The sequence below is a fragment of the Halomonas maura genome (assembly GCF_030409305.1).
Lineage (GTDB): Bacteria > Pseudomonadota > Gammaproteobacteria > Pseudomonadales > Halomonadaceae > Halomonas > Halomonas maura.
On sequence record NZ_JAUFPQ010000013.1, the window covers coordinates 260,738 to 283,099 of the forward strand.

19 protein-coding genes are annotated in these 22,362 nt (G+C 65.7%); 13 read left to right on the plus strand and 6 right to left on the minus strand.

Annotated features, from left to right (window positions below; all coding sequences use genetic code 11):
• The first annotated feature begins 40 nt into the window (after positions 1–40).
• The 5 genes from QWY76_RS08130 to QWY76_RS08150 all read left to right on the plus strand — a co-directional run bounded on the left by QWY76_RS08130 (position 41) and on the right by QWY76_RS08150 (position 5,868).
• Positions 41–1,813: a chloride channel protein gene (locus tag QWY76_RS08130; protein WP_290310628.1), complete on the plus strand. Its 1,773-nt coding sequence runs from the start codon at positions 41–43 to the stop codon at positions 1,811–1,813.
• 9 nt (positions 1,814–1,822) lie between these two features.
• On the plus strand, positions 1,823–2,254 hold the full coding sequence (gene hemJ, locus QWY76_RS08135; protein ID WP_290310629.1) for a protoporphyrinogen oxidase HemJ: 432 nt from the start codon (positions 1,823–1,825) through the stop codon (positions 2,252–2,254).
• On the plus strand, positions 2,254–3,084 hold the full coding sequence (gene thiD, locus QWY76_RS08140) for a bifunctional hydroxymethylpyrimidine kinase/phosphomethylpyrimidine kinase (protein WP_290310630.1): 831 nt from the start codon (positions 2,254–2,256) through the stop codon (positions 3,082–3,084). Before hemJ ends, thiD begins: the two co-directional genes overlap by 1 nt.
• Positions 3,085–3,298: 214 nt before the next feature.
• Positions 3,299–4,588: a glutamate-1-semialdehyde 2,1-aminomutase gene (gene hemL, locus QWY76_RS08145; protein ID WP_290310631.1), complete on the plus strand. Its 1,290-nt coding sequence runs from the start codon at positions 3,299–3,301 to the stop codon at positions 4,586–4,588.
• A 32-nt stretch (positions 4,589–4,620) separates the two neighbouring features.
• On the plus strand, positions 4,621–5,868 hold the full coding sequence (locus tag QWY76_RS08150; RefSeq protein WP_290310632.1) for a P-loop nucleotide/nucleoside kinase family protein: 1,248 nt from the start codon (positions 4,621–4,623) through the stop codon (positions 5,866–5,868).
• Between the two features lie 65 nt (positions 5,869–5,933).
• On the opposite strand, the gene QWY76_RS20090 is transcribed toward QWY76_RS08150, so the two are convergent.
• Together QWY76_RS20090 and QWY76_RS08160 are read right to left on the minus strand one after the other, a co-directional pair.
• A complete protein-coding gene (locus tag QWY76_RS20090; RefSeq protein ID WP_353960396.1) occupies positions 5,934–6,242 on the minus strand; it encodes a sigma 54-interacting transcriptional regulator in 309 nt (102 codons plus the stop codon).
• Between the two features lie 752 nt (positions 6,243–6,994).
• Complete coding sequence (locus tag QWY76_RS08160; RefSeq protein WP_290310634.1) at positions 6,995–7,672, minus strand: LuxR C-terminal-related transcriptional regulator; 678 nt, start codon at positions 7,670–7,672, stop codon at positions 6,995–6,997.
• Positions 7,673–8,071: 399 nt separating this feature from the next.
• Between QWY76_RS08160 and rdgB the strand changes: the two genes are divergently transcribed.
• The 4 genes from rdgB (at position 8,072) to QWY76_RS08180 (ending at position 11,483) form a co-directional block, all read left to right on the plus strand.
• Positions 8,072–8,677 carry an RdgB/HAM1 family non-canonical purine NTP pyrophosphatase gene (rdgB, locus tag QWY76_RS08165; protein ID WP_290310635.1) on the plus strand — a complete coding sequence of 202 codons (606 nt, stop codon included), beginning with the start codon at positions 8,072–8,074 and terminating at the stop codon, positions 8,675–8,677.
• Complete coding sequence (gene hemW / locus QWY76_RS08170) at positions 8,677–9,849, plus strand: radical SAM family heme chaperone HemW (protein WP_290310796.1); 1,173 nt, start codon at positions 8,677–8,679, stop codon at positions 9,847–9,849. Before rdgB ends, hemW begins: the two co-directional genes overlap by 1 nt.
• Positions 9,850–9,889: 40 nt before the next feature.
• Positions 9,890–10,561, plus strand: a complete 672-nt coding sequence (locus tag QWY76_RS08175; RefSeq protein WP_290310636.1) for a YiaD family glycine zipper/OmpA-like lipoprotein — start codon at positions 9,890–9,892, stop codon at positions 10,559–10,561.
• Between the two features lie 79 nt (positions 10,562–10,640).
• Entirely contained in the window at positions 10,641–11,483 is an 843-nt protein-coding gene (locus QWY76_RS08180) for a 23S rRNA (adenine(2030)-N(6))-methyltransferase RlmJ (protein ID WP_290310637.1), read from the plus strand.
• 196 nt (positions 11,484–11,679) lie between these two features.
• Here the strand turns inward: QWY76_RS08180 and mnmE are convergent, their stop codons facing one another.
• The 4 genes from mnmE to rpmH all read right to left on the minus strand — a co-directional run bounded on the left by mnmE (position 11,680) and on the right by rpmH (position 15,593).
• Positions 11,680–13,050: a tRNA uridine-5-carboxymethylaminomethyl(34) synthesis GTPase MnmE gene (gene mnmE, locus QWY76_RS08185; protein WP_290310638.1), complete on the minus strand. Its 1,371-nt coding sequence runs from the start codon at positions 13,048–13,050 to the stop codon at positions 11,680–11,682.
• Between the two features lie 99 nt (positions 13,051–13,149).
• Positions 13,150–14,835 carry a membrane protein insertase YidC gene (gene yidC / locus QWY76_RS08190; protein WP_290310639.1) on the minus strand — a complete coding sequence of 562 codons (1,686 nt, stop codon included), beginning with the start codon at positions 14,833–14,835 and terminating at the stop codon, positions 13,150–13,152.
• A 204-nt stretch (positions 14,836–15,039) separates the two neighbouring features.
• Positions 15,040–15,444 carry a ribonuclease P protein component gene (gene rnpA / locus QWY76_RS08195; RefSeq protein WP_290310640.1) on the minus strand — a complete coding sequence of 135 codons (405 nt, stop codon included), beginning with the start codon at positions 15,442–15,444 and terminating at the stop codon, positions 15,040–15,042.
• A 14-nt stretch (positions 15,445–15,458) separates the two neighbouring features.
• Positions 15,459–15,593 carry a 50S ribosomal protein L34 gene (gene rpmH / locus QWY76_RS08200; protein WP_008959105.1) on the minus strand — a complete coding sequence of 45 codons (135 nt, stop codon included), beginning with the start codon at positions 15,591–15,593 and terminating at the stop codon, positions 15,459–15,461.
• Between the two features lie 514 nt (positions 15,594–16,107).
• Here rpmH and dnaA point away from each other — a divergent pair.
• From dnaA to gyrB, 4 genes are all read left to right on the plus strand, one after another.
• Entirely contained in the window at positions 16,108–17,571 is a 1,464-nt protein-coding gene (gene dnaA, locus QWY76_RS08205) for a chromosomal replication initiator protein DnaA (protein WP_290310641.1), read from the plus strand.
• Between the two features lie 70 nt (positions 17,572–17,641).
• Entirely contained in the window at positions 17,642–18,745 is a 1,104-nt protein-coding gene (gene dnaN, locus QWY76_RS08210) for a DNA polymerase III subunit beta (RefSeq protein ID WP_290310642.1), read from the plus strand.
• Positions 18,746–18,783: 38 nt separating this feature from the next.
• Positions 18,784–19,899 carry a DNA replication/repair protein RecF gene (gene recF / locus QWY76_RS08215; protein WP_290310643.1) on the plus strand — a complete coding sequence of 372 codons (1,116 nt, stop codon included), beginning with the start codon at positions 18,784–18,786 and terminating at the stop codon, positions 19,897–19,899.
• Positions 19,900–19,910: 11 nt separating this feature from the next.
• Positions 19,911–22,331 carry a DNA topoisomerase (ATP-hydrolyzing) subunit B gene (gene gyrB / locus QWY76_RS08220; protein WP_290310644.1) on the plus strand — a complete coding sequence of 807 codons (2,421 nt, stop codon included), beginning with the start codon at positions 19,911–19,913 and terminating at the stop codon, positions 22,329–22,331.
• Positions 22,332–22,362: the final 31 nt, after the last annotated feature.

The following is a 22,362-nucleotide window of genomic DNA, read 5'->3' on the forward strand; positions in this document are numbered from 1 at the left end:
CGGGTGGGCCCTTGTCGCCTGGACGAACAGGAAGGTCAGCTTGCCGCGTCTGCCGTTATCCCTTTACAGCATGGACCGCTTTCGTCGCCGGCTGGCCAGTGTCGATGCCCTCCCCCAGCTGTGCGTGCTCGGGGTGGTGTCGGGGTTGATCACCGGCGGCCTGATGGTGGGCTTCCGCCTGCTGCTGGCCCTCGGGGCCATGACCTTCCTGCCCGACGGCAACCCCGAGGCCTTCGAGGGCCTGGCGCCAACCGCCCGGGCGCTGCTGCCGCTGCTGGCGGTGGCGCTGATCGGCCTGTGGTTATGGCGCCAGCCGGTCGCCGGCCGCCAGATCGGCGTGGCCCATGTCATCTCCCGTCTGACCTACCACCAGGGGCGCTTCCCGCTGCGCAACTGGCTGGCCCAGTGGTGGGTGGGGCTGATCTCGGTGCTGGGCGGGCTCTCCGCGGGGCGCGAGGGCCCGGCCATCCATCTCGGCGCGGCGGCATGCAGTGGGCTGGGCCAGCGCCTGCGGCTGCCCCACAACAGCCTGCGCGTGCTGGTCGCCTGCGGCACCGCCGCGGGCATCTCGGCGTCCTTCAACACGCCCATCGCCGGGGTCATCTTCGCCATGGAAGTGGTGATGATGGAGTACACCATCACCGGCTTCATGCCGGTGATCCTGGCGTCGACCATGGGGGCGGTGGTGGCGCAGGCGGTGTACGGCTTCGAGCGCCCCTTCCAGGAGACCGGCGTGGCACTGGGCTCGCTGTTCAACCTGCCCTGGATCGTGGTCAGCGCCCTGGTCATCGGCCTGCTGGCCGGTCTCTTCGTGCGGGTGGCCCGCTCCGGCGTGCGGCTCGATGGCCTGCCCATGGCGGCCCGCTTCGCCCTGGCCGGCAGCCTGGTCGGGGCGGTCGCCTGGTGGTATCCCCAGGTGCAGGGCATGGGCTACGACACCCTGGGCCTGACCCTGGCCGGCGAGCTGAGCCTGGACGTGCTGCTGGCGGTGGCCATCGGCAAGCTGCTGCTGACCGCCGGCGCCGTGGCCTGCGGCATCCCGGTCAGCATCATCGGCCCGATCGTGGTGGCGGGGGGCGCCGCCGGCGCCCTGTGCGGGCTGCTCGGTGCCCAGCTGATGCCGGCGCTGGCCGCCGGTCCCGAGGTCTATGCCATGCTCGGCATGGCGGCGATGATGGGCGCCGTGCTTCAGGCGCCGCTGGCCGCGCTGATGGCGCTGCTCGAGCTGACCCACAACCCCAACCTGATCCTGCCGGGCATGCTGGCCGTGGTGGTGGCCGGGCTGACCTCGCGTCAGCTGTGCGGCTGCGACGGCTTCTTCATCAGCGTTACCCGGCATGGCCTGCATCCGTTGCAACAGCCCCTGATGCAGGCCCTCTCGCGAGTCTCGGTGCCGGCGGTGATGGAGCGTGACCTGGTGCGTACCGGTCGCCGGGTGACCCGGGAACAGGCCAGTGCCCTGCTGGAGGCCAAGCCGGTGTGGGTGGTCATCGAATCTACCAGCGCCGACAGATCCGCCCTGGCGCTCAAGGCCGCGGACCTGGCCCGCTGGATGCTCGAGCATGATGACGATGACAAGATCGGCAAGGACGGCAAGCTGGATCTGCTGGAGATCCCCGGCCAGCGCCTGGACATGGCCCCGATCCACCTGCAGGCCACGCTCTCGGAGGCCTTCATCCGGCTCAACGACAAGGCCGTCGACGCGCTCTACGTCGAGCACGGTCACCGGCCGAAGCAGAAGCGGATTTCCGGTATCATCACCCGGGACGCCATCGAGCGTTACTACCGCTACAGCGACACACCCCCAGCCTAAGGAAGCGACATGTATCCCTGGATCAAGGCCCTGCACCTGGTGGCCGTGGTGACCTGGTTTGCCGCCCTCTTCTACCTGCCGCGGCTCTACGTCTACCACGCCATGGCCCGGGACCGGGGGGATCGGCAGGCCACCGACTACTTCACCGTCATGGCGCGCAAGCTCTATCGCGGCATCATGACGCCGTCGATGATCGCCGTGCTGGTGCTGGGCGGCGCCCTGCTGTTGCTCAACCCCGGCTGGCTCGGCCAGGGCTGGATGCACGTCAAGCTCGCCCTGGTGGTGGTGCTGGTCGGCTACCACCATGTCTGCCTGGTCTATCTCAAGCAACTCGCCGCCGACCGCTGCCGCCGCGGTCAGCGCTTCTTCCGCGTCTTCAACGAGTTGCCCGTGTTCGCCCTGCTGGCGATCGTCATCCTCGCCGTCGTGAAGCCGTTCTGATGTCGCCATCCCAGGAAACGATCCCCCACCTGCCCATGGTGCTGGTCCTCAGTGGCCACGATCCCACCGGCGGCGCCGGCCTGGTGGCCGATGCCGAGGCCGTGGCGGCCTGCGGCGGCTGGGCGCTGACCATCCCCACCGCCCTGACGGTACAGAACTGTCGCGATGTCACGGCCGTGCAGCCGGTGGCGGCGGACACCATCCGTGACATGGCGTCCGCCCTGGAGGGCATCGAGATCGCCGCCATCAAGGTCGGCCTGCTGGCGTCTCCGCAGACCCTGGAGGCCGTGGTGGAGATCATCGCCCGCCGCCCGGGAGTGCCGGTGGTGGTCGATCCGGTCCTGCGGGCCGGCGGGGGCAAGGAGTTGTCCACAGAGGGCCTGGTGACGGCCTTCCGGCGGCGCATGCTGCCCCTTGTGGATATCCTCACCCCCAATCGCCAGGAACTCGCTCGCCTGGCCGACGCCGATTGCCTGGACGAGACCCAGCGTGCGGTGAACCTGATGCACCTGGGCTGCCAGGGCGTGCTGGTCACCGGTACCGACGACCCCGACGTGCGTACCGCCCCCGAGCGGGTGGTGCACACCCTTCACGCCCCGGATGGCGACCGCCAGTGGAGCTGGCCTCGCCTGCCCGGTCAGTTCCACGGCTCCGGTTGTACCCTGGCGGCGGCCCTGGCCACTCGCCTGGCACAGGGAGAGTCACTGGTCGGCGCCTGCCAGCAGGCCCAGGCCTTCACCTGGCAGGCCCTGGCCCATGGCTGGCAGCCGGGACGGGATCAGCGACTGCCGCGTCGGCTGTGGCGCCTGCCGGTGACCCTGGAGGGCTGAGGCGAATCGGGCATGGGCTGGCCATCCAGGGCAACTGCATCGAGAATAGGACCAGCGGGAGGGTTTCGGGAAGAAGCGAGGCATTTCGGCGATATTCACCATCTGGTCACCGGTCGCCAAAAGCTTATCCAGAGATTTATCCACAGGCCGGGGCGCCGTGCCACGGGGCTTTCCGGCCGACGAGCCATATTCGTTCAACAGCAAAGGGGTTGACATGACCACATCCGCACAGCTCTTCGAACGGGCCTGCCGACACATTCCCGGCGGCGTCAATTCGCCGGTGCGTGCCTTCAAGGGGCTGGAACGCCCCCCGGTCTTCATGGAGCGTGCCCAGGGTGCCTATCTGTTCGATGTCGAGGGCAAGCGCTACGTCGATTACGTCGGCTCCTGGGGGCCGATGATCACCGGTCATGCCGATCCCGAGGTGCTGGGGGCGGTGCGCGAACGCCTCGACGATGGCCTGTCCTTCGGCACGCCGACGGCCATCGAGACCACCATGGCCGACCTGATCTGCGAGATGATCCCCAGCATCGAGATGGTGCGCATGGTCAATTCCGGTACCGAGGCCACCATGTCGGCGATCCGCCTGGCTCGCGGGTATACCGGGCGTGACAAGATCGTCAAGTTCGAGGGCAACTACCACGGCCACTCCGACTCCCTGCTGGTCAAGGCCGGTTCCGGCGCCCTGACCCATGGCGAGCCCAGTTCCCCCGGCGTGCCGGCCTCGCTGGCCGAGCACACCGTGACCCTGTCCTACAACGACCCGGATGCCGTCGAGGCCTGCTTCGAGGAGATCGGCGACGAGGTGGCCTGCATCATCGTCGAGCCGGTGGCCGGCAACATGAACTGCATCCCGCCGCAGCCCGGTTTCCTCGAGACCCTGCGTCGGGTCTGCGACCAGCACGGCAGCGTACTGATCTTCGACGAGGTGATGACCGGCTTCCGGGTGGCCATGGGCGGGGCCCAGGCGCACTACCACGTCGAGCCGGACCTGACCTGCCTGGGCAAGATCGTCGGTGGTGGCATGCCGGTCGGGGCCTTCGGCGGTCGCCAGGCGATCATGGCGAACATCTCGCCGCTGGGGCCGGTCTACCAGGCCGGCACCCTGGCGGGCAATCCGCTGGCCATGGCGGCCGGCATCGCGCTGCTCACCAAGCTGCGCGAGCCCGGCTTCCACGATGCCCTGGCGCAGCGCGTGGAAACGCTCTGCCATGGCCTCCAGGCGCGTGCCGACGCCGCCGGCATCGACATGATCACCCAGCACGTGGGGGGCATGTTCGGACTGTTCTTCACCGGCCAGAGCCGGGTGGACAACTTCGCCCAGGCCACCGCCTGCGATGGCGACGCCTTCCGCCGCTTCTTCGCCGCCATGCTGGATCACGGCGTGTATCTGGCGCCCTCGGCCTTCGAGGCCGGCTTCATGTCCAGTGCCCATGCACCCGAGGATATCCAATTGACCCTGGACGCGGCCGAGGCGGCCTTCGCGTCGATGCGCCAGGCGTGACCCGCGCCCGGTGGCACAGTAAGGAGAGTGCGATGAATCAGCGACATCCCCGAGAGGCCACGACCGCCAGGGAGGACGTCTCCCTACAGGACGTGGTCGAGCGGCTCAGCGGCTGGCACCGCGCGCATCGCGGTCAGGATCGGGTCGCCTCGGCCACCCCGGCGGCAGTCGGTGAGCGTATCGATGCCGAGGTGAAGGCCCTGGAGTCGCTGATGGCCGGTGACGAGGACCGCCTGCGCCTGGCCGGGCTGGCGCGCTGGCTGCAGGAGAGCCTCGAGCGCCTGACCCCGGTGCTGCAGTCCCGGGGAGACTACTGGCTGCCGCACAGCTGGGCCTGTGACCATCCATACAGTCGCCTGGTGGAAGAGGGCCGTGTATTGATGGCCAATGCCATCGACCGTGACCTCGAGGGCCATGGTGCGCAGGTCATGCTGGATCCGGGATGCGACCTGGCCTCGCTGCTGGTCGGGCTCGAGATCCGTGGCGAGTCGCGCCTGGCCAACTGGGCGCTCGATCATTACCTGCGGGTGTCCGGCGACTATGGCATGCCTCGTCTGCTGTCGATGTTCCGGGTGATCGAGTGCCTGGCCGGCGCGAGGCGGGCCCTGAGGCGCCGGCAGGACGCCGTCGGCGATGACGAGCAGCCGGCCCTGCTGGCGGAGACCATGGGCGCCGGTCGTCGCTATCTGACGCTGGCCGAGCAGCATGCCGAGTTCCGTTTTCCCCCGCTGGTGATCGGGGTGGGGGTGACCGGTAGCGGCAAGAGTCGCTTCACCCGCGCCCTGGTCGGTCAGTTGGGGGCGGTTCGGGTGTGCTCGGATGCGGAGCGCCGGCGCCTGCAGGGCGAGTCTCCACAGGCAACTGCCGACGAACCCGCTGTGGATATCTTCTCGGAGGCAGCTACCGAGTGGACCTACCGGCAACTGGCCGAGTGTGCCGGCAGGCTGCTGGACGCCGGCTTTCCGGTCTGCATCGATGCCACCTGCCTCAAGCGGGAGCAACGCAAGCGATTGCGTCACCAGGCGGAGAGTCGCGGCCTGCCGATCCTGCTGGTCAGTTTCGAGGCAGACGAAGCCACCCTGGAGCGACGTATCCGCAAGCGGGCCAGCCGACGAGGCGGCGACGTCCGGGACGGCCTGGCCTTGCTCCACCATCAGCGAGCCGGCTTCGAGGAGTTCACCGATGATGAACGCCTGCACCTGATTCACCTGGATACCACGGCCGACAATGCCGGCGAGACCCTCGCCGGTCTGATCCAGGAACATGCCCACTGGACCTGACCCGCCACGGGGTCCGTAGGCGTCTCACGGCGAGGCTTCCCCGCCATGCGGCGGGGCTTGGCGTCTCATCGGCTGATCAGCCGTGGCGGCCGGGTAACCAGGAAGCTCCCTTCAATCGCGCTGCACGAGGAAGGTGAGACAGCAGTCTTCCCGAAAGCGGCCCGATTCCAAGGCTTCTCCAGGTCGACATGGCTGGCCGCGAGGTCGCCAACATCCACGTCGATTGCCTGCAGGCCGACGACCCGCTGTATCGTATGGTGTTCCAGGCAACGCAGCGGACTCACAGGCCGCCCAAGTGGACGATCGCCGAACTCTTCGAGGAGAGGGGTTCCGCCTTGGGGATTCTCGACGAAGCCGAGCTTGCGCAGACTCACGCCGCTAAAGGCTTACTGCTGATGGCCAAGCCGTTCCGGCTGAATCAGGTGCCGGGAAGGCGCCACGGTGAACGGCATTGAAGGGCTGCACGGAGCGGGAGGATTCGTCGTGAATGAACGGCTTGTCAGCGCTTTTCCGGTTCCGGTGCCGGGTTCCCCTGGATGACAACAGGGGGCAACGACGACGGAATCTTGTGGATTGATCCCTGACTTCGACCCATGAGTGCAGCCCCAGGGCCCTCTTCCAGGAATACCTGGGACGGCGTCCGATAGCCGAGGCGTTTCCCCGGGTGATCATGGCGCTTCTCGATGACCGCTCGCACCTCGCCCTCGGTGACTTGCCAGAAGGCCGACTCCTTGGGGACGTAGTTCCGTATCAGGCCATTGTCGCCCTCGTTGGTCCCGGGCCGACAGGTGCGCTACGGATCACGGAAGTCGGTATTCGCCGTGACCGCTTTGGGCGACCGTCTCGTGGCCCGTGACCTCCGGACCATCCTCCAGGAGGATGGTCTGGACCGCGTCAGCCGGGGCTTCAGCGGCCGAATCATGGCAAGGTGAGCCCGCTCTGCCGACCGCTTGGGCAGTCTGATGGCCAGCAGGTATCAATGGAGCGAGCAGGATGCTGTTGTAGCGTCTTCAGTACTGATTCCTTGGCGTTGCGTCAAGGGAAGACAATACGGCTCCTGGTTCGATAATGACCAGAAGCGCCTCTCACGTTACCGACGGATCTCTGTTTTTCTAGGGGAATGGCATTACTTGCAGTTGGAACGTCGCTCGGTCAACGGAGGAGGGGTCCCCAGGTTTTGCCTTGCCCAGTTGACGGCTTGCAGGCGATTATGCACTTCTATCTTCTTGAAGATGTTGTAGAGGTGCGACTTGACGGTATGTTCACTGACGAAGAGGCGATCGGCGATTTCCATATTGGACGCGCCGGATCCCAGCAGGCCGATGATTTCCAGTTCCCGCTGGGTGAGGCCGCAGGCCGGTCGGTAGGCATTGATCTGGTGGCGGCGATAGAATTCGAGCATGCGTGCCATCAGCTGCCGTGACATCCACAGCTGACCATCCAGCAGCGTGGAGAGTCCCTTGCAGATGAGGGGAAGCGGGTCGTTGCGATAGAAGATGCCCTGGAGGTGCATGCCGGAGAGGGTCTCGACGGCATGATCTTCATCCCGCAGGTTGAAGGCGGCCAGGGAAATATTGGGGTGATCGGCTCGGTGGGTCTGCCAGGCCTGCATGGAGGCTTCGTCCATGTGGTCAGCGTCAAGGAGCACCAGCACATCCCCGTTGTTGTCCCTTGGCTTCCAGGCCGTGCCTGGCGCCACGACCCCCACCGGACACTCGAGCTGCTGGTGCAAGTAGTCGGTGAAGAGCTGCGACTGGGGATTGGACTCGGTCACCAGCAGTATTTGTCGTTTTTCCTGGACCATGGCGTAACCTCAGCATCTGTGACGATAACCATCACCTCGACCGATGAAATCCTTGGGCAATGTCGTCTGCCAGTTATGAGTGTCGGATGCAATGTAAAAACATGTTACTAACTTTTCGTTATATGACTTTGCTCGCTTAGTTCTTCTTGATGCTCAGTATACTTTTTCACCCATTAAATCAGAAGTTTAATTCAGTTCTTCTTCCCCTTCTACCAGAGATCTGCCTCTTTTGGCATTAGAGAAACCATACCGTTGTGGATAACTTGTCCTGAAGGTCTGATGTTCTCCCATGATGAAATCGAATGATTCGGGTTCGTGCCTGTCGCTTTGCCATCTCCCTCCTCCCCGGTTGCCGGCTGACGTAGAATTGGTCCCCGATATTCCAACCAAGGTGCTGCCATGATGACGAGACTGGTGCTGGCGAGCGGTAATGCCGGCAAGCTGCGCGAATTCCACCAGCTGCTCGCCCCCCTTGGCGTCGATGTTCGGCCCCAGTCGGACTTCGCCGTGACCGAGGTCGAGGAGACGGGGCTGACCTTCGTCGAAAACGCCCTGCTCAAGGCCCGTGAGGCGGCCCGTGTCAGTGGACTGCCGGCGCTGGCCGATGACTCGGGGCTGGCCGTGGATGCCCTGCAGGGTCGCCCCGGTATCCATTCGGCGCGATTCGCCGGTGAGCCGCGAGATGATGGGCGCAACACCCGCCACTTGCTGGAGGCCCTGGCCGGGGTGCCCGATGGGAAGCGCACCGCTCGTTACTGGTGCGTGCTGGTGTTGCTGCGTCATGCCGAGGATCCCGTGCCACTGATCGTCCAATGCAGCTGGGAGGGCGAGATCCTGACCGCCCCACGGGGGGAGCGAGGCTTCGGCTATGATCCCGTGTTCTGGATACGCGAACTGGACATGACCGCGGCCGAACTGTCGGCCGAGGAAAAGAACCGCCGCAGCCATCGCGGACGTGCCCTTCACGCCCTCAGCGAGTCGCTCTCCGCCGGGTCGCTGGCATGATGTCCACGGCCTTGCCACCGCTCGCCCTCTATGTGCATGTGCCCTGGTGCGTGCGCAAGTGCCCCTATTGTGACTTCAACTCTCATGGCGTGGGGCGCGGGGCCGAGCTCCCGGAGCAGACGTACCTGGCGGCCTTGATGGCCGATCTGGATGCCGACCTGCCGCTGGTGAGCGGGCGGGAGCTGGTCAGTGTCTTTATTGGCGGTGGCACGCCGAGCCTGATGTCGCCGGCCTTCTACCGCGGCTTGCTCGACGCCGTTGCCGCGCGGCTGCCGTTGGCCGCCGACATCGAGATCACCCTGGAGGCCAATCCCGGCACCCTCGAGCGTGGCCGCTTCGCCGGCTATCGGCAGGCCGGCATCAACCGCCTGTCGCTGGGCGTGCAGAGTTTCCAGGACGCCCAGTTGACCGCCCTGGGGCGTATCCATTCCGGCGGGGATGCCGTGGCGGCATTCGAGGAGGCCCGTGATGCCGGCTTCGAGAATCTCAATCTCGACCTGATGCATGGGCTGCCCGGTCAGACTCCCGCCCTGGCCCTGGATGACCTGGAGCGGGCGTTGGCGCTTGGCCCGGAGCACCTCTCCTGGTACCAGCTGACGCTCGAGCCCAACACCGAGTTCCATTCCCATCCGCCCGTCCTGCCCCGGGAGGAGGTGCTATGGGATATCCAGGACCAGGGCCATGAGCGACTGCAGGCTGCCGGCTTCGCTCGTTACGAGATCTCCGCCTATGCGCGGGCCGGATGTCGTGCCCGCCACAACCTGAACTACTGGCGTTTCGGCGACTACCTGGGCATCGGCGCCGGGGCGCATGGCAAGGTGAGTGTGCCCGGAACGGGGGGGCACGCCATCGAACGTCGCTGGAAGACCCGTCAACCCGATGCCTACCTGCGTCGACGGCTCGACCCTCGAGGCTTCGTGGCGGGCCGTGAGGCGATCGACGCCGAGGAACTGCCGCTGGAATTCGCCATGAACGCCCTGCGCCTGACCGAGGGAGTTGCGCTGTCCGATTGGCGGGACACGACCGGACGACCCGTACAGCTGCTGCTCGAGCGCCTCGCCGCCGCCCGCAAAAAAGGACTTCTCGTGGAAGACGCCGCCAGGCTACAAGCCTCCCCCCAAGGTCTATTATTCTTGAACGAGTTGCTGGCTTCGATCGACACATCGGGCTAGTGCAGGATGCCAATCGTCACAACAAGGAGTCGACGACACCATGACAAGAAGTTTTCGCCTGATCGCGCCAATTGCCGCCGCTGCCCTGCTGGTGGGGTGTACCACCACTGACCCCTATTCCGGCCAGACCCAACGCAGCAAGACCGGCACCGGCGCCGCCATCGGCGCGGCGGTCGGCGCCGCCGCCGGGGCCCTCAGCGGGGATGGCAGCACCAGTCGTCGCGACCGTGCCCTGATCGGCGCCGCCGTGGGTGCCGCCGCGGGCGGTGGCATCGGCGCCTACATGGACAAGCAGGAAGAGCAGCTTCGACAGGACATGCAGGGCACCGGTATCGGGGTGGAGCGCCGCGGCGACGACATCGTGCTCAACATGCCGAGCAGCGTCACCTTCGGCTTCGATTCCAGTGAGCTGACCATGACGGCCCGCAACGCCCTCAACGACGTCTCCTCGGTGCTGACCCAGTACCCGGAGACGCGGGTCAATATCGCCGGTCATACCGACAGCACCGGCGAGGCCGCCTACAACCAGCAGCTCTCCGAGCGTCGTGCCCAGGCCGTGGGCAATTACCTGTCCCAGACCGGCGTCGCCGCCAATCGCCTCTATATGAGCGGCTATGGCGAGAACCAGCCGGTGGCCAGCAACGATACCGAAGCGGGGCGCTCCCAGAACCGTCGCGTGGAGATCACCCTGAGCCCCATCGCCCAGCGCTGATCATCCGTCAGGCGCCATCCGGGCCCGTCACCTTGTCGGTGGCGGGCCTTTTCCTTGCCGAATCACCGATGTGAGAGCCATGCTTTCCTACCAGCACGCCTATCATGCGGGTAACTTCGCCGACGTTCACAAGCATCTGGTGCTGTTTACGGTCGTCGAGCATCTGTTACGTAAAAAAACTGCCATTACGTATATTGATACCCATGCCGGCCGAGGGCTCTATTCCCTCGCGTCCGAGGAGGCCCGCAAGCTGCAGGAACATCGGGAGGGCATCGGGCGGCTATGGCAGGCGCGTCAGCGCCTCGCCGGCGAGCCCCTGCTGGGAGACTGGCTGGCGGCGCTGGCCAGGGTTCAGCACGGGAGGGTACTCGATCGCTACCCGGGCTCCCCCTGGTGGCTGAGTCAGGGACTGCGCGCCCAGGACCGACTCCGCCTGTTCGAGCTGCATCCCGGCGAGCACGGCCATCTGGCCCACCAGGCGCTGCCCGCCAATGCACGACGGATCCATGGCGATGGCCTGGCGGGCCTGCTGCAGGGATTGCCGGCCCCGACCCCCCGGCTGTGCGTGCTGATCGATCCCAGTTATGAGCGCAAGGTGGAGTACGGCGAGGTCGCCGAGACCGTGCTCAAGGCCATGCGCAAGGCCCGCCATGCGGTGATCCTGATGTGGTATCCGTTATTGCCGGCGGGCCGGCATCAGGCGCTGCTCGACGGGCTGCGTGATGGGGGGCTGCGCAAGATCTGGAGGAGTGAGCTGACCCTGTGCGGACCCGGTGAGGGACATGGCATGTACGGCAGCGGCATGCTGGTGGTCAATCCCCCCTGGGGACTGGAGGAGCGTCTGGCAGACGCGATGGCGTCTCTCGTGCCGCTGCTGGGTGACGGCTGTCGCCATCAGGGGAGCTGGTGGGTCCCGGAGTAGGGCAGGGCACCTGCCTGCCGATACCGACGCTACCGAGGATCGCGCCCGGCAGCCCTCGGGTGAGCCGGCGCGTCAGCGCCGACTGCTGATGCTGACGCGGCCCCTACTTGCCGATACCGACGCTGCCGAGGAGCTCGCCCGGCAGCCCTCGGGTGAGCCGGCGCGTCAGCGCCGACTGCTGATGCTGACGTGGCCCCTACTTGCCGATACAGAAGCTACCGAAGATCTCGCCCAGCAGGTCATCGGCGCTGAATTCACCGGTGATCTCGCCGAGGGCCTGCTGCGCCTCCCGCAGGTCCTCGGCGAGCAGTTCGCCGGCGCCGTAGCCGGATAGCTGGGCCGCGCCGTTGTCCAGCGCCGCGTCGGCCCGGTCCAGGGCGTCCAGATGGCGGCGGCGCGCCGAGAAGCGGCCCTCGGTGGTGGCCGAGAAGCCCATCACCGCCTTGAGATGCTCCTTGAGGTTATCCACACCCGAGCCGGTCTTGGCCGACAGGCGCAGCACCGGAGTGGTTGTGGACAAGTCGAGTCCCGGCGTCTCGTGGCTGGTATCGACCTTGTTGCGGACCAGCGTCAGTCGCGAGGGGTCGGCCAGGCGCTCGACGAACTCCGGCCAGATCGCCATGGGATCCACGGCATCCGTGGTGGCGGCATCCACCAGCAGCAGCACCCGGTCGGCCGTCTCTATCTCCGTCCAGGCCCGGGCCACGCCGATCTTCTCCACCGCGTCGGGGGTGTCACGCAACCCGGCGGTATCGATCACGTGCAGGGGCATGCCATCCAGGTGGATGTGCTCGCGCAGCACGTCGCGGGTGGTGCCCTCGATATCGGTGACGATGGCGGTGTCCTGCTCGGTAAGGGCATTGAGCAGGCTCGACTTGCCGGCATTGGGGCGCCCGGCGATGACCACGTTCATGCCCTCGCGCATCAGGGCCCCCTGGCCGGCGGCCGCCCGTACCTCGGCGAGCTCCGCCTGGATCGCGGCGAGCTTGTCGCCGACCCGACCGTCGGCGAGGAAGTCGATCTCCTCCTCGGGGAAGTCGATGGCGGCCTCCACGTACATGCGCAGCGCGATCAGTCGCTGCACCAGGCCCTCCACCCGGCGCGAGAACTCCCCCTGCAGGGAGCGCAGGGCGTTCTCGGCGGCGCCGCGGGAACTGGCCTCGATGAGGTCGGCGATCGCCTCGGCCTGGGCCAGGTCGAGCTTGTCGTTGAGGAAGGCCCGCTCCGAGAACTCGCCGGGGCGGGCCAGCCGGGCGCCCAGCTGGAGGCAGCGCTCGAGCAGCAGGTCCATGATCACCGGGCCGCCGTGGCCCTGCAGCTCGAGGACGTCCTCGCCGGTGAAGGAGTGGGGGCCCGCGAAGTACAGGGCGATCCCCTCGTCGATCATGGCCGTCTCGCCCCGGAAGGGGCCATACAGGACCCGACGGGGCTCGGGGCAATGACCCAGCAGGCTGCCGGCGATCGCCCGGCAGGCGGGCCCCGAGACGCGAATGATGCCCACCCCGCCGCGGCCCGGCGGGGTGGCCAGGGCGGCGATGGTGTCCTGGGGATAGAGGCTCTCGGCCATCGATGGCTCCTCGGGTGAGACGTGGCTATTGTCCGTGGCGGGGGGCACAAACGCCAGACCCCCGCCGGGGCGGGGGTCTGGCGTGGTAGCGGGGCCTCGCTACTTGGTCTTCATGCCCTTGCCGATGCTGGGGTCGGCCTCGATCTTGCGGGTGATCACGTACTGCTGGGCGATGGAGGTGATGTTGTTCACCACCCAGTAGATCACCAGGCCGGCCGGGAACCACAGGAAGAAGAAGGTGAAGACGACCGGCAGCATCTTCATGATCTTGGCCTGGGTCGGGTCCGGCGGCGTCGGGTTCAGCAGCTGCTGCACGAACATCGAGGCGCCCATCAGGATCGGCAGGATGAAGAAGGGATCCTTCACCGAGAGATCCTGGATCCAGAACATGAAGGGCGCATGGCGCAGCTCCACGGACTCGAGCAGCATCCAGTACAGGGCGATGAACACCGGCATCTGTACCAGGATCGGCAGGCAGCCCCCCAGTGGATTGATCTTCTCCTTCTGGTAGAACTTCATCATCTCCTGGGACATCTTCTGGCGATCATCGCCGTACTGTTCCTTGAGCCGCTGCATCTCCGGGCCCAGCTTGCGCATCCGGGCCATGGACTTGTAGGCCTTGGCGGACAGCGGCCACAGCGCGGCCTTGACCAGCAGGGTCAGGATGACGATCGACCAGCCCCAGTTGCCGATCAGGTCGTGGATGTGATCGAGCAGCCAGAACAGCGGGTTGGCGATGAACCACAACCAGCCGAAGTCCACGGTCAGCTCCAGGTGGGGCGCGACCGCTTCCAGGCGCTCCTGCACCTTGGGGCCCAGGTAGAGGGTCGCGCCCAGGGCGGTTTCGCCGGCGGCCGCCACGGTGCGAGTGGGGCCGGCGAAGGCGGCCACGTTGCGCCCCTGGGAATCGGTGGTGGCGTAGTAGAGGTTCTGCTGGTCCTGGGGCGGCGCCCAGGCCGAGGTGAAGTAGTGCTGGATCATCGCGACCCAGCCGCCCTCGACGTCCCGATTGGCGAAGTTGCCTTCCTGGATGTCCTCGAAGTCGATCTTCTCGTAGCGGGTCTCCGGCGAGGAGTAGGCGGCGCCGAGGAAGGAGCGCATGCCCATCTTGGGGCCGCTGGAGGGGTCGCTGCTGTTGTCGCGGGCCAGCTGGCCGATGAAGCGCGCGGTGACCGGCGTCTCGCCGTTGTTGGTCACGAAGTAGTCGACATCGACGGCATAGCTGTCCCGGGCGAAGGTAAAGCGCTTGAGCACGTCGACACCGTTGAGCGTGGCGCTCAGGTCGACCTCCAGCTGACCCGCGTCCTCGTCCAGGCGGTACTCGGTCCTCTCGGGATGGTAGGTGATACGGCCCTGGTGGCCTTCCAACTGGAGGCCCGAGCGCGCCACGTAACTCATCGAGGCGTTGTCCGCCAGCAGCACGAAGGGCTGTTCGGACTCTTGGGCGAACTTGTGCTGGGGCAGGGCCGCGTAGACGATGTCGCCGCCCTGCGGGTCGATGCGTACATCGAGCACGTCGGTGGAGACGGCCACCAGATCGCGGCTGTTGCCGGCGCCGTCATCGCCCGGCATGGTGCCGGCCATGTCCGAGGCCCCGGCATCGCTGGGGACCGAGAGATCATCGCTGCCGGCGGTCGTCGGTGACGGGGCATCGCCGGCGTTACTGGAGATGGCCGGGGCCTGCGGTGCCGTGGCCACCTGGCCGTAATCCTGATTCCACTGCACGACGATCAGGTAGGCGAGGACCGCCAGGGGAATCAGCAATAAGAGTCGTTTTACGTCCATGAGGGTTCTGCCCGATGGGTGGTGAACATTCCGATGGCGCAACGCAGGTCGCCCACCCGACATACACGAAAGCCTGCCGAGGGCAGGCTAGTGTTCGTCAGCAGAGCGTCTGCTTTCGGCGTGACGGCGTCAAGGGTGGCGGCGAGAAGCGTGGTCATGCGTATGCTGGCTCCGCGGGGTGCCGACAGCGGTTGGCGGGACGTGTCATCGTCGCTCGGTCACCAGGGTGCCGGCCGATTCTCTCCCTTCCCTCTGACTCGCCTCTCGCTCCAGTCGCCGCCACATGCCGTGCAACTGGCGATGCACGGTCGCGTTGTCCAGATCCTGTACCCCGCGTCTGGCGAGCAGCACGATATCCACGGCGGGGAGACGATGCTGGCGAAGGCGAATGGATTCGCGTGCGAGACGCTTGAGGCGGTTGCGGTCGACGGCGCGCCGGACGTTCTTCTTGCTGAAGATGAGCCCGAGGCGAGGATATCCCAGGGAGTTGGGGGTGGCCAGGGCCATCAACCCCTTGCCGTGGACCTTGAAGGCAGCCGTATCGAAGACACGTCGGTAGTCCCCGGCGTTGAGCAGCCTCAGCCGCCGGGGGAAGTCCTGACAGGACACGCGAGGTCCGCGGGTCAGGCGCTCAGGCGCTTGCGGCCCTTGGCGCGACGACGCGCCAGGACGGCACGACCGTTCTTGGTGGCCATGCGAGCACGGAAACCATGCGCGCGCTTGCGCTTGAGAACGCTGGGTTGAAAGGTGCGTTTCATAACTCGTTATTCCCACGTGGTTTTTGGAACAAATCGGCGATTCAGAGGCGCCCGGGTTCCGCTGGGGAATCCGGGTAGATTCGGCTCAAGACCGGAAATTGTAGTGATTTCGAGCCGCCAGCGCAATTTTTCCGTGTCCTCCAGCTCCCTGTCGCCGTCCCGGCCTGGCTGCGGAGGCGCTACCATAACTAATAATGAAGTTCTATTGAGCCCTGTTATTATTAATGGGGAAAGTTATTGTGGATAAGTGCAAATGGCATCGGCGATTCAAGTGCCTATGACAGCCACAGGGTTGTGGACGGCGCGGGGATGTCCGGCCCGCAAGCTGTTGACAACGGGTGGATCGATCCTTGAACTGTCCACAGCCACAGGGCATTCCACCTGCGGCGACCAGGCTATCCCTCGGACCACAGCAGGTTTTCCACAGCGCTTTCCGGCTCCGTGCTTCATGTGGATAACCTGGCCGCAGGGCGATACAATGTGCGGTCGTTCTTCAACCGAATGGTGAGGTCGCGTGTCGCTCGCTCTCTGGCAACAATGTCTGGATACCCTGCAGGACGAACTGAACTCCCAGCAGTTCAACACCTGGATCCGTCCGCTGCAGGCGGAGGAAGGGGAATCCAATCAGCTGCGCCTGCTGGCGCCCAATCGCTTCGTGCGCGACTGGGTCAGCGACAAGTATGCCAAGCGCATCAGTGAGCTGATGCGCGAGCTTTCGCCGGCCAAGCCCCCCAAGGTGGTCCTGAGCGTGGGCAGTCGCCGGGCGGCCGCCCCGGCGCCCCAGCCCCGCGAGTTGGGGGACCCGGTCTCCGCCGCGCCCCGGGCGCCGGCCGTGCAGACGCCTCCCCGGGGGGACGTGGCCGATGAACGCGAGATCGACCAGCTGCGAGAGGAGGGGGAGGGCGCACGCCGTGCCGGGGGAGAGCGCCAGGTGCAGGTGGAAGGCAGTCTCAAGCACAACAGTGGCCTGAACCCCAACTTCACCTTCGAGACCTTCGTCGAGGGCAAGTCCAACCAGCTGGCACGCGCCGCGTCACGCCAGGTCTCGGAGAACCCCGGGGGGGCCTACAACCCGCTGTTCCTGTATGGCGGGGTCGGCCTGGGCAAGACCCACCTGATGCATGCGGTCGGCAATGCGTTGGCAGGCCGACGCGAGAATGCCCGGGTGGTCTATCTGCACTCCGAGCGCTTCGTCGCCGACATGGTCAAGGCCCTCCAGCTCAACGCCATCAACGACTTCAAGCGCTTCTATCGCAGCGTCGATGCCCTGTTGATCGACGATATCCAGTTCTTCGCCGGCAAGGAGCGCTCCCAGGAGGAGTTCTTCCATACCTTCAATGCCCTGCTCGAGGGCGGTCAGCAGATGATCCTGACCTCGGATCGGTATCCCAAGGAAATCAGTGGGGTGGAAGAACGGCTCAAGTCCCGCTTCGGCTGGGGACTGACGGTGGCGATCGAGCCGCCGGAGCTCGAGACCCGGGTGGCGATCCTGATGAAGAAGGCCGATCAGGCCAAGGTCGATTTGCCCCATGATGCCGCCTTCTTCATCGCCCAGAAGATCCGTTCCAACGTCCGCGAGCTGGAGGGCGCGCTCAAGAAGGTCATCGCCGACTCCCATTTCATGGGCAAGCCGATCACCCAGGACTTCATTCGCGAATCTCTCAAGGACCTGCTGGCCCTGCAGGACAAGCAGGTGGGGGTGGACAATATCCAGCGCACCGTGGCCGAGTACTACAAGATCAAGCTGGCCGATCTGCTCTCGAAGCGCCGCTCGCGCTCGGTGGCCCGTCCCCGGCAGGTCGCCATGGCGCTGGCCAAGGAGTTGACCAATCACAGTCTCCCCGAGATCGGCGATGCCTTCGGTGGGCGTGATCACACCACGGTGCTGCATGCCTGTCGCAAGGTGCAGGCGCTTCAGGAAGAGAGCGCGGACATCCGCGAGGACTACAAGAATCTTCTGCGTATTTTAACCAGCTGATTTTATTGATATTTGATCGACCGGTCGGGTCGCCGGCCTCAATCTCTCCAGGACCAGAAGTGGAGTCGACATGAAATTTTCCATCTCCCGAGAAGCGCTGCTGCGCCCGTTGACGCTGGTGGCCGGCGTCGTGGAGCGCCGCCAGACCCTGCCGGTGTTGTCGAACGTGCTGATCCAGGTCGACCAGGACCAGGTCTCGCTGACCGGCACCGACCTCGAAGTCGAACTGATCGGGCGCACCGCGGCCAGCCTCGTCGAGGAGACCGGGTCCGCCACCGTGCCGGCGCGCAAGCTCATGGATATCTGCAAGTCGCTGCCCGACCAGGCGGAGATCCAGCTGTCCCTGGAAGAGGGGCGTGCCGTGCTGCGCAGTGGCCGATCGCGCTTCACCCTGTCGACCCTGCCGGTGGCCGAGTTCCCGAACATCGAGGATGGCCAGAGCAGCGTCGAGCTGAGCCTGCCGCGGGGCACCCTCAAGCACCTCATCGATGCCACCTCCTTCGCCATGGCGCAGCAGGACGTGCGTTACTACCTCAACGGCATGCTGCTGGAGTTCGGGCCCCACCTGGTGCGCACGGTGGCCACCGACGGCCATCGCCTGGCGGTGTGTTCCCGCCCGGTGGATATCCAGGTCGAGCCTGCCCAGAAGCTGATCGTGCCGCGCAAGGGGGTGCTGGAGCTGGTGCGGCTGCTCGACGACGGTGACGAGCCGGTGAGCCTGACGCTGGGCGCCACCCATGTGCGTGCCCATACGGGAGATTTCACCTTCACCTCCAAGCTGGTGGATGGCAAGTTCCCCGACTACGAGCGGGTGGTGCCGCGCGGCGGCGACAAGGTGTTCATCGCCGAGCGGGCCGAGTTGCGCCAGGTGCTGTCGCGCACGGCGATCCTCTCCAACGAGAAATACCGGGGTGTGCGTCTCAACCTCGAGGAAGGTAACCTGCGCGTGATGGCCAACAATCCCGAGCAGGAAGAGGCCGAGGAAAACGTGGCCATCGAGTACAGCGGCCCGGCCATGGAGATCGGCTTCAATGTCGGCTACCTGGTCGACGTGCTCAACGTGCTCGACGAGGACCGGGTGCAGATGACGCTCGCCGACCCCAACAGCAGTGCCCTGATGGAAGAGCCCGGCGGCGGTGATGCGCTCTATGTCGTCATGCCGATGCGCCTCTGAGCGCGCCGCTGACGCCATTGGCGAGTAGCCTGCCGGCCATGCCCCTCGATCGTCTCGCCTTCCAGGGCCTGCGCAACCTGCAGGCCCTGGAGCTGCATCCCTCCCCTCGCATCAACCTCTTCGTCGGTGACAACGGCAGCGGCAAGACCAGCCTGCTGGAGGGCCTCCATGTGCTCGGCATGGGGCGATCCTTCCGGACGCGCCAGTTGCGCCATGCCATCGCCCACGAGGGCGACAGCATGACCCTCTATGGGCGGCTGGTGGGCGACCCGCCGCTGGGCATCGGCGTGCGCCGTCGCCGCGACGCCAGCGAGCTGGAAATGCGCCTGGGCGGGGAGAAGCTGGAGCGGGTCTCTCGACTGGTGGAGATGCTGCCACTGCAGCTGATCAACCCGGATGCCTTCCGTCTGCTCGAGGGCTCGCCGGCGGGACGACGGGAGTTTCTCGACTGGGGCGTGTTTCACGTGAAACAAGGCTTCCTGGATGCCTGGCGACGCTACCGCCGCGCGCTGAAACATCGGAATGCCCTCCTCAGGCATGGTAGAATGAGCGATGCTTCACTGAATGCCTGGGAACAGGAACTGGTGCTTTGGGGCGAGCGATTGGACGCGTTGCGCCGTGACTGGATGGCTGCCTTCCAGCCGGTGTTCGCGGAGACGCTGGAGGGGTTGATCAGCCTGCCGGAGCTGGAACTGCGCTACTCGCAGGGCTGGGATCGCAAGCGCCCCCTGGACGAGGTCCTTCGCCAGGGCAGGGGCACCGACCGCCAGATGGGGTTCACCCAGCAGGGGCCGCAACGAGCCGATCTCGGCATCCGCCTGGGCAAGCGGCCGGCGGTGGAGGTGCTGTCGCGCGGCCAGCAGAAGCTGGTGGTCAGCGCCCTCAAGCTGGCACAGGGTCGCCTGCTGGAGCAGGCCACCGGCCTTTCCTGCGTTTACCTGATCGACGATCTCCCCGCCGAGCTGGACAGCACGCATCGGCGCATTTTCTGCGAATGGCTGGAGCGGATGCACTGCCAGGCGTTCATCACCAGCGTCGATCCGGATGCCTTGGCCGACCTGTGGAGTGCACAGACCCCGGTTGCGATGTTTCACGTGAAACAGGCCGGGACGGGGCAGGGGCAGCTGCTGCCAATGGACAGACAGACTTCATGACGGAGTAGTCAATGAGCGAACAGGCTTACGACTCATCGAGCATCAAGGTTCTCAAGGGCCTGGATGCGGTACGCAAGCGGCCCGGCATGTACATCGGCGATACCGATGATGGGACTGGCCTGCACCACATGGTGTTCGAGCTGGTGGACAACTCCATCGATGAAGCCCTGGCCGGCCATTGCAGCGAGATCCGGGTGGTGATCCACCCCGATGAATCGGTCACGGTGAGTGACAACGGTCGCGGGATCCCCACCGAGATCCACGAGGGAGAGGGCGTCTCGGCGGCCGAGGTGATCATGACCGTGCTGCATGCCGGCGGCAAGTTCGACGACAATTCCTACAAGGTCTCCGGGGGCCTGCATGGGGTGGGCGTCTCGGTGGTCAATGCGCTCTCCGAGGAGCTCAAGCTGACCATCTGGCGTCAGGGCCAGGTGCATGAGCAGATCTACCACCATGGCGTCCCGGCGGGCCCGCTCGGCGTGGTCGGCAAGACCGAGCAGACCGGCAGTCGCGTGCATTTCAAGCCGTCGCCGCAGACCTTCCACAACATCGAGTTCCACTATGATGTACTCGCCAAGCGGCTGCGGGAACTCTCCTTCCTGAATTCCGGCGTGGCGATCCGGTTGATGGATGAGCGCAGCGGCAAGGAGGAGCTGTTCCACTACGAGGGCGGCCTCAAGGCCTTCGTCGACCACCTGAACACCAACAAGACGGTGCTCAATCCGGTCTTCCATTTCAATGTCGAGCGGGAGGATGGCGTCGGCGTCGAGGTGGCAATGCAGTGGAACGACACCTTCGCCGAGAACATCTTCTGCTACACCAACAACATCCCCCAACGTGACGGTGGTACCCACCTGGCCGGCTTCCGGGCCTCCCTGACCCGCACGCTCAACCATTATATCGATAGCGAGGGGTTGCTGAAGAAGACCAAGGTGAACACCTCCGGGGACGATGCCCGGGAGGGGCTCACGGCGATCATCTCGGTCAAGGTACCCGATCCCAAGTTCTCCTCGCAGACCAAGGACAAGCTGGTCTCCTCCGAGGTCAAGACGGCGGTCGAGCAGGAAATGGGTCGGCAGTTTGCGGATTATCTGGTCGAAAAGCCCAACGAGGCCAAGGCCATCGTCAACAAGATGCTGGATGCGGCTCGGGCCCGTGAAGCGGCGCGCAAGGCCCGCGACATGACTCGTCGCAAGGGAGCCCTGGACATCGCCGGCCTGCCCGGCAAGCTGGCCGACTGCCAGGAAAAGGATCCCAGCCTCTCCGAACTCTTCCTGGTCGAGGGTGACTCGGCCGGCGGGAGTGCCAAGCAGGGCCGCGACCGTCGGACCCAGGCGATCCTGCCGCTCAAGGGCAAGATCCTCAACGTGGAGAAGGCGCGCTTCGACAAGATGCTGTCCTCCGCCGAGGTAGGCACGCTGATCACGGCGCTGGGTTGCGGCATCGGCCGGGAGGAGTTCAATCCCGACAAGCTGCGCTATCACTCGATCATCATCATGACCGATGCCGATGTGGATGGTTCGCATATCCGCACCCTGTTGCTGACCTTCTTCTTCCGTCAGATGTCCCAGCTCATCGAGCGCGGTCATGTCTTCATCGCACAGCCGCCGCTCTACAAGATCAAGCGCGGCAAGCAGGAAAGTTACCTCAAGGACGAGCAGGCGCTGACCGACTACCTGACCACCACGGCACTGGACGGGGCGCGTCTACACGTCAATGCCGACGCCCCGGGGATCGGCGGGGAACAGCTGCAGTCGCTGGTCGACCAGTACCGTGACGTCATGCGCCGCATCGACCGCCTGTCGCGGGTCTACCCGGACGTGGTGCTGCGCAAGATCGTGCATGCGGCTCGCCTCGAGGGGGAGATCAGCCTGCGCGATCGCGTGACCATGCAGAACTGGATCGAGTACCTGCAGACCGAGATGGATGCCATCGTCGCCTACGAGGGTGGCCCCCGCTATACCTTCCGCCTGGAGGAGGACGCCGAGCGCGGTTTCTACCTGCCGGCGGTGAGCCTCACTGCCCATGGCGTCACCACCGACTACGTGTGGGGCGTCGACTTCTTCACCAGCGCCGATTACCGCGCCATCGCCAGTCTCGGCGAGACCCTGGATGGCCTGGTCGAGGAGGGCGCCTTCGTCGCTCGTGGCGACCGCCACAAGCCGATCGGCAGCTTCTATGATGCCCTGGAGTGGCTGATGAACGAGGCCCAGCGCGGCCTGTCCATCCAGCGCTACAAGGGGCTGGGCGAGATGAATCCCGACCAGCTGTGGGAAACCACCATGGATCCCGGCACCCGCCGCATGCTGCGGGTCTCCATCGAGGACGCCGTGGCGGCGGACATGATGTTCAATACGTTGATGGGAGACGAGGTCGAGCCGCGCCGGGACTTCATCGAGCGCAATGCCCTGGTGGCCAACCTGGACGTGTGACGCCCGACATCGGATGTTCCACGTGGAACAT

Excerpts from the sequence above, each read along its gene's own strand:
- hemJ (WP_290310629.1), top strand. The coding sequence starts at position 1,823 with ATGTATCCCTGGATCAAGGCCCTGCACCTGGTGGCCGTGGTGACCTGG.
- thiD (WP_290310630.1), top strand. The coding sequence starts at position 2,254 with ATGTCGCCATCCCAGGAAACGATCCCCCACCTGCCCATGGTGCTGGTC.
- hemL (WP_290310631.1), top strand. The coding sequence starts at position 3,299 with ATGACCACATCCGCACAGCTCTTCGAACGGGCCTGCCGACACATTCCC.
- QWY76_RS08150 (WP_290310632.1), top strand. The coding sequence starts at position 4,621 with ATGAATCAGCGACATCCCCGAGAGGCCACGACCGCCAGGGAGGACGTC.
- QWY76_RS08160 (WP_290310634.1), bottom strand. The coding sequence starts at position 7,672 with ATGGTCCAGGAAAAACGACAAATACTGCTGGTGACCGAGTCCAATCCC.
- rdgB (WP_290310635.1), top strand. The coding sequence starts at position 8,072 with ATGATGACGAGACTGGTGCTGGCGAGCGGTAATGCCGGCAAGCTGCGC.
- hemW (WP_290310796.1), top strand. The coding sequence starts at position 8,677 with ATGTCCACGGCCTTGCCACCGCTCGCCCTCTATGTGCATGTGCCCTGG.
- QWY76_RS08175 (WP_290310636.1), top strand. The coding sequence starts at position 9,890 with ATGACAAGAAGTTTTCGCCTGATCGCGCCAATTGCCGCCGCTGCCCTG.
- QWY76_RS08180 (WP_290310637.1), top strand. The coding sequence starts at position 10,641 with ATGCTTTCCTACCAGCACGCCTATCATGCGGGTAACTTCGCCGACGTT.
- mnmE (WP_290310638.1), bottom strand. The coding sequence starts at position 13,050 with ATGGCCGAGAGCCTCTATCCCCAGGACACCATCGCCGCCCTGGCCACC.
- yidC (WP_290310639.1), bottom strand. The coding sequence starts at position 14,835 with ATGGACGTAAAACGACTCTTATTGCTGATTCCCCTGGCGGTCCTCGCC.
- rpmH (WP_008959105.1), bottom strand. The coding sequence starts at position 15,593 with ATGAAACGCACCTTTCAACCCAGCGTTCTCAAGCGCAAGCGCGCGCAT.
- dnaN (WP_290310642.1), top strand. The coding sequence starts at position 17,642 with ATGAAATTTTCCATCTCCCGAGAAGCGCTGCTGCGCCCGTTGACGCTG.
- recF (WP_290310643.1), top strand. The coding sequence starts at position 18,784 with ATGCCCCTCGATCGTCTCGCCTTCCAGGGCCTGCGCAACCTGCAGGCC.
- gyrB (WP_290310644.1), top strand. The coding sequence starts at position 19,911 with ATGAGCGAACAGGCTTACGACTCATCGAGCATCAAGGTTCTCAAGGGC.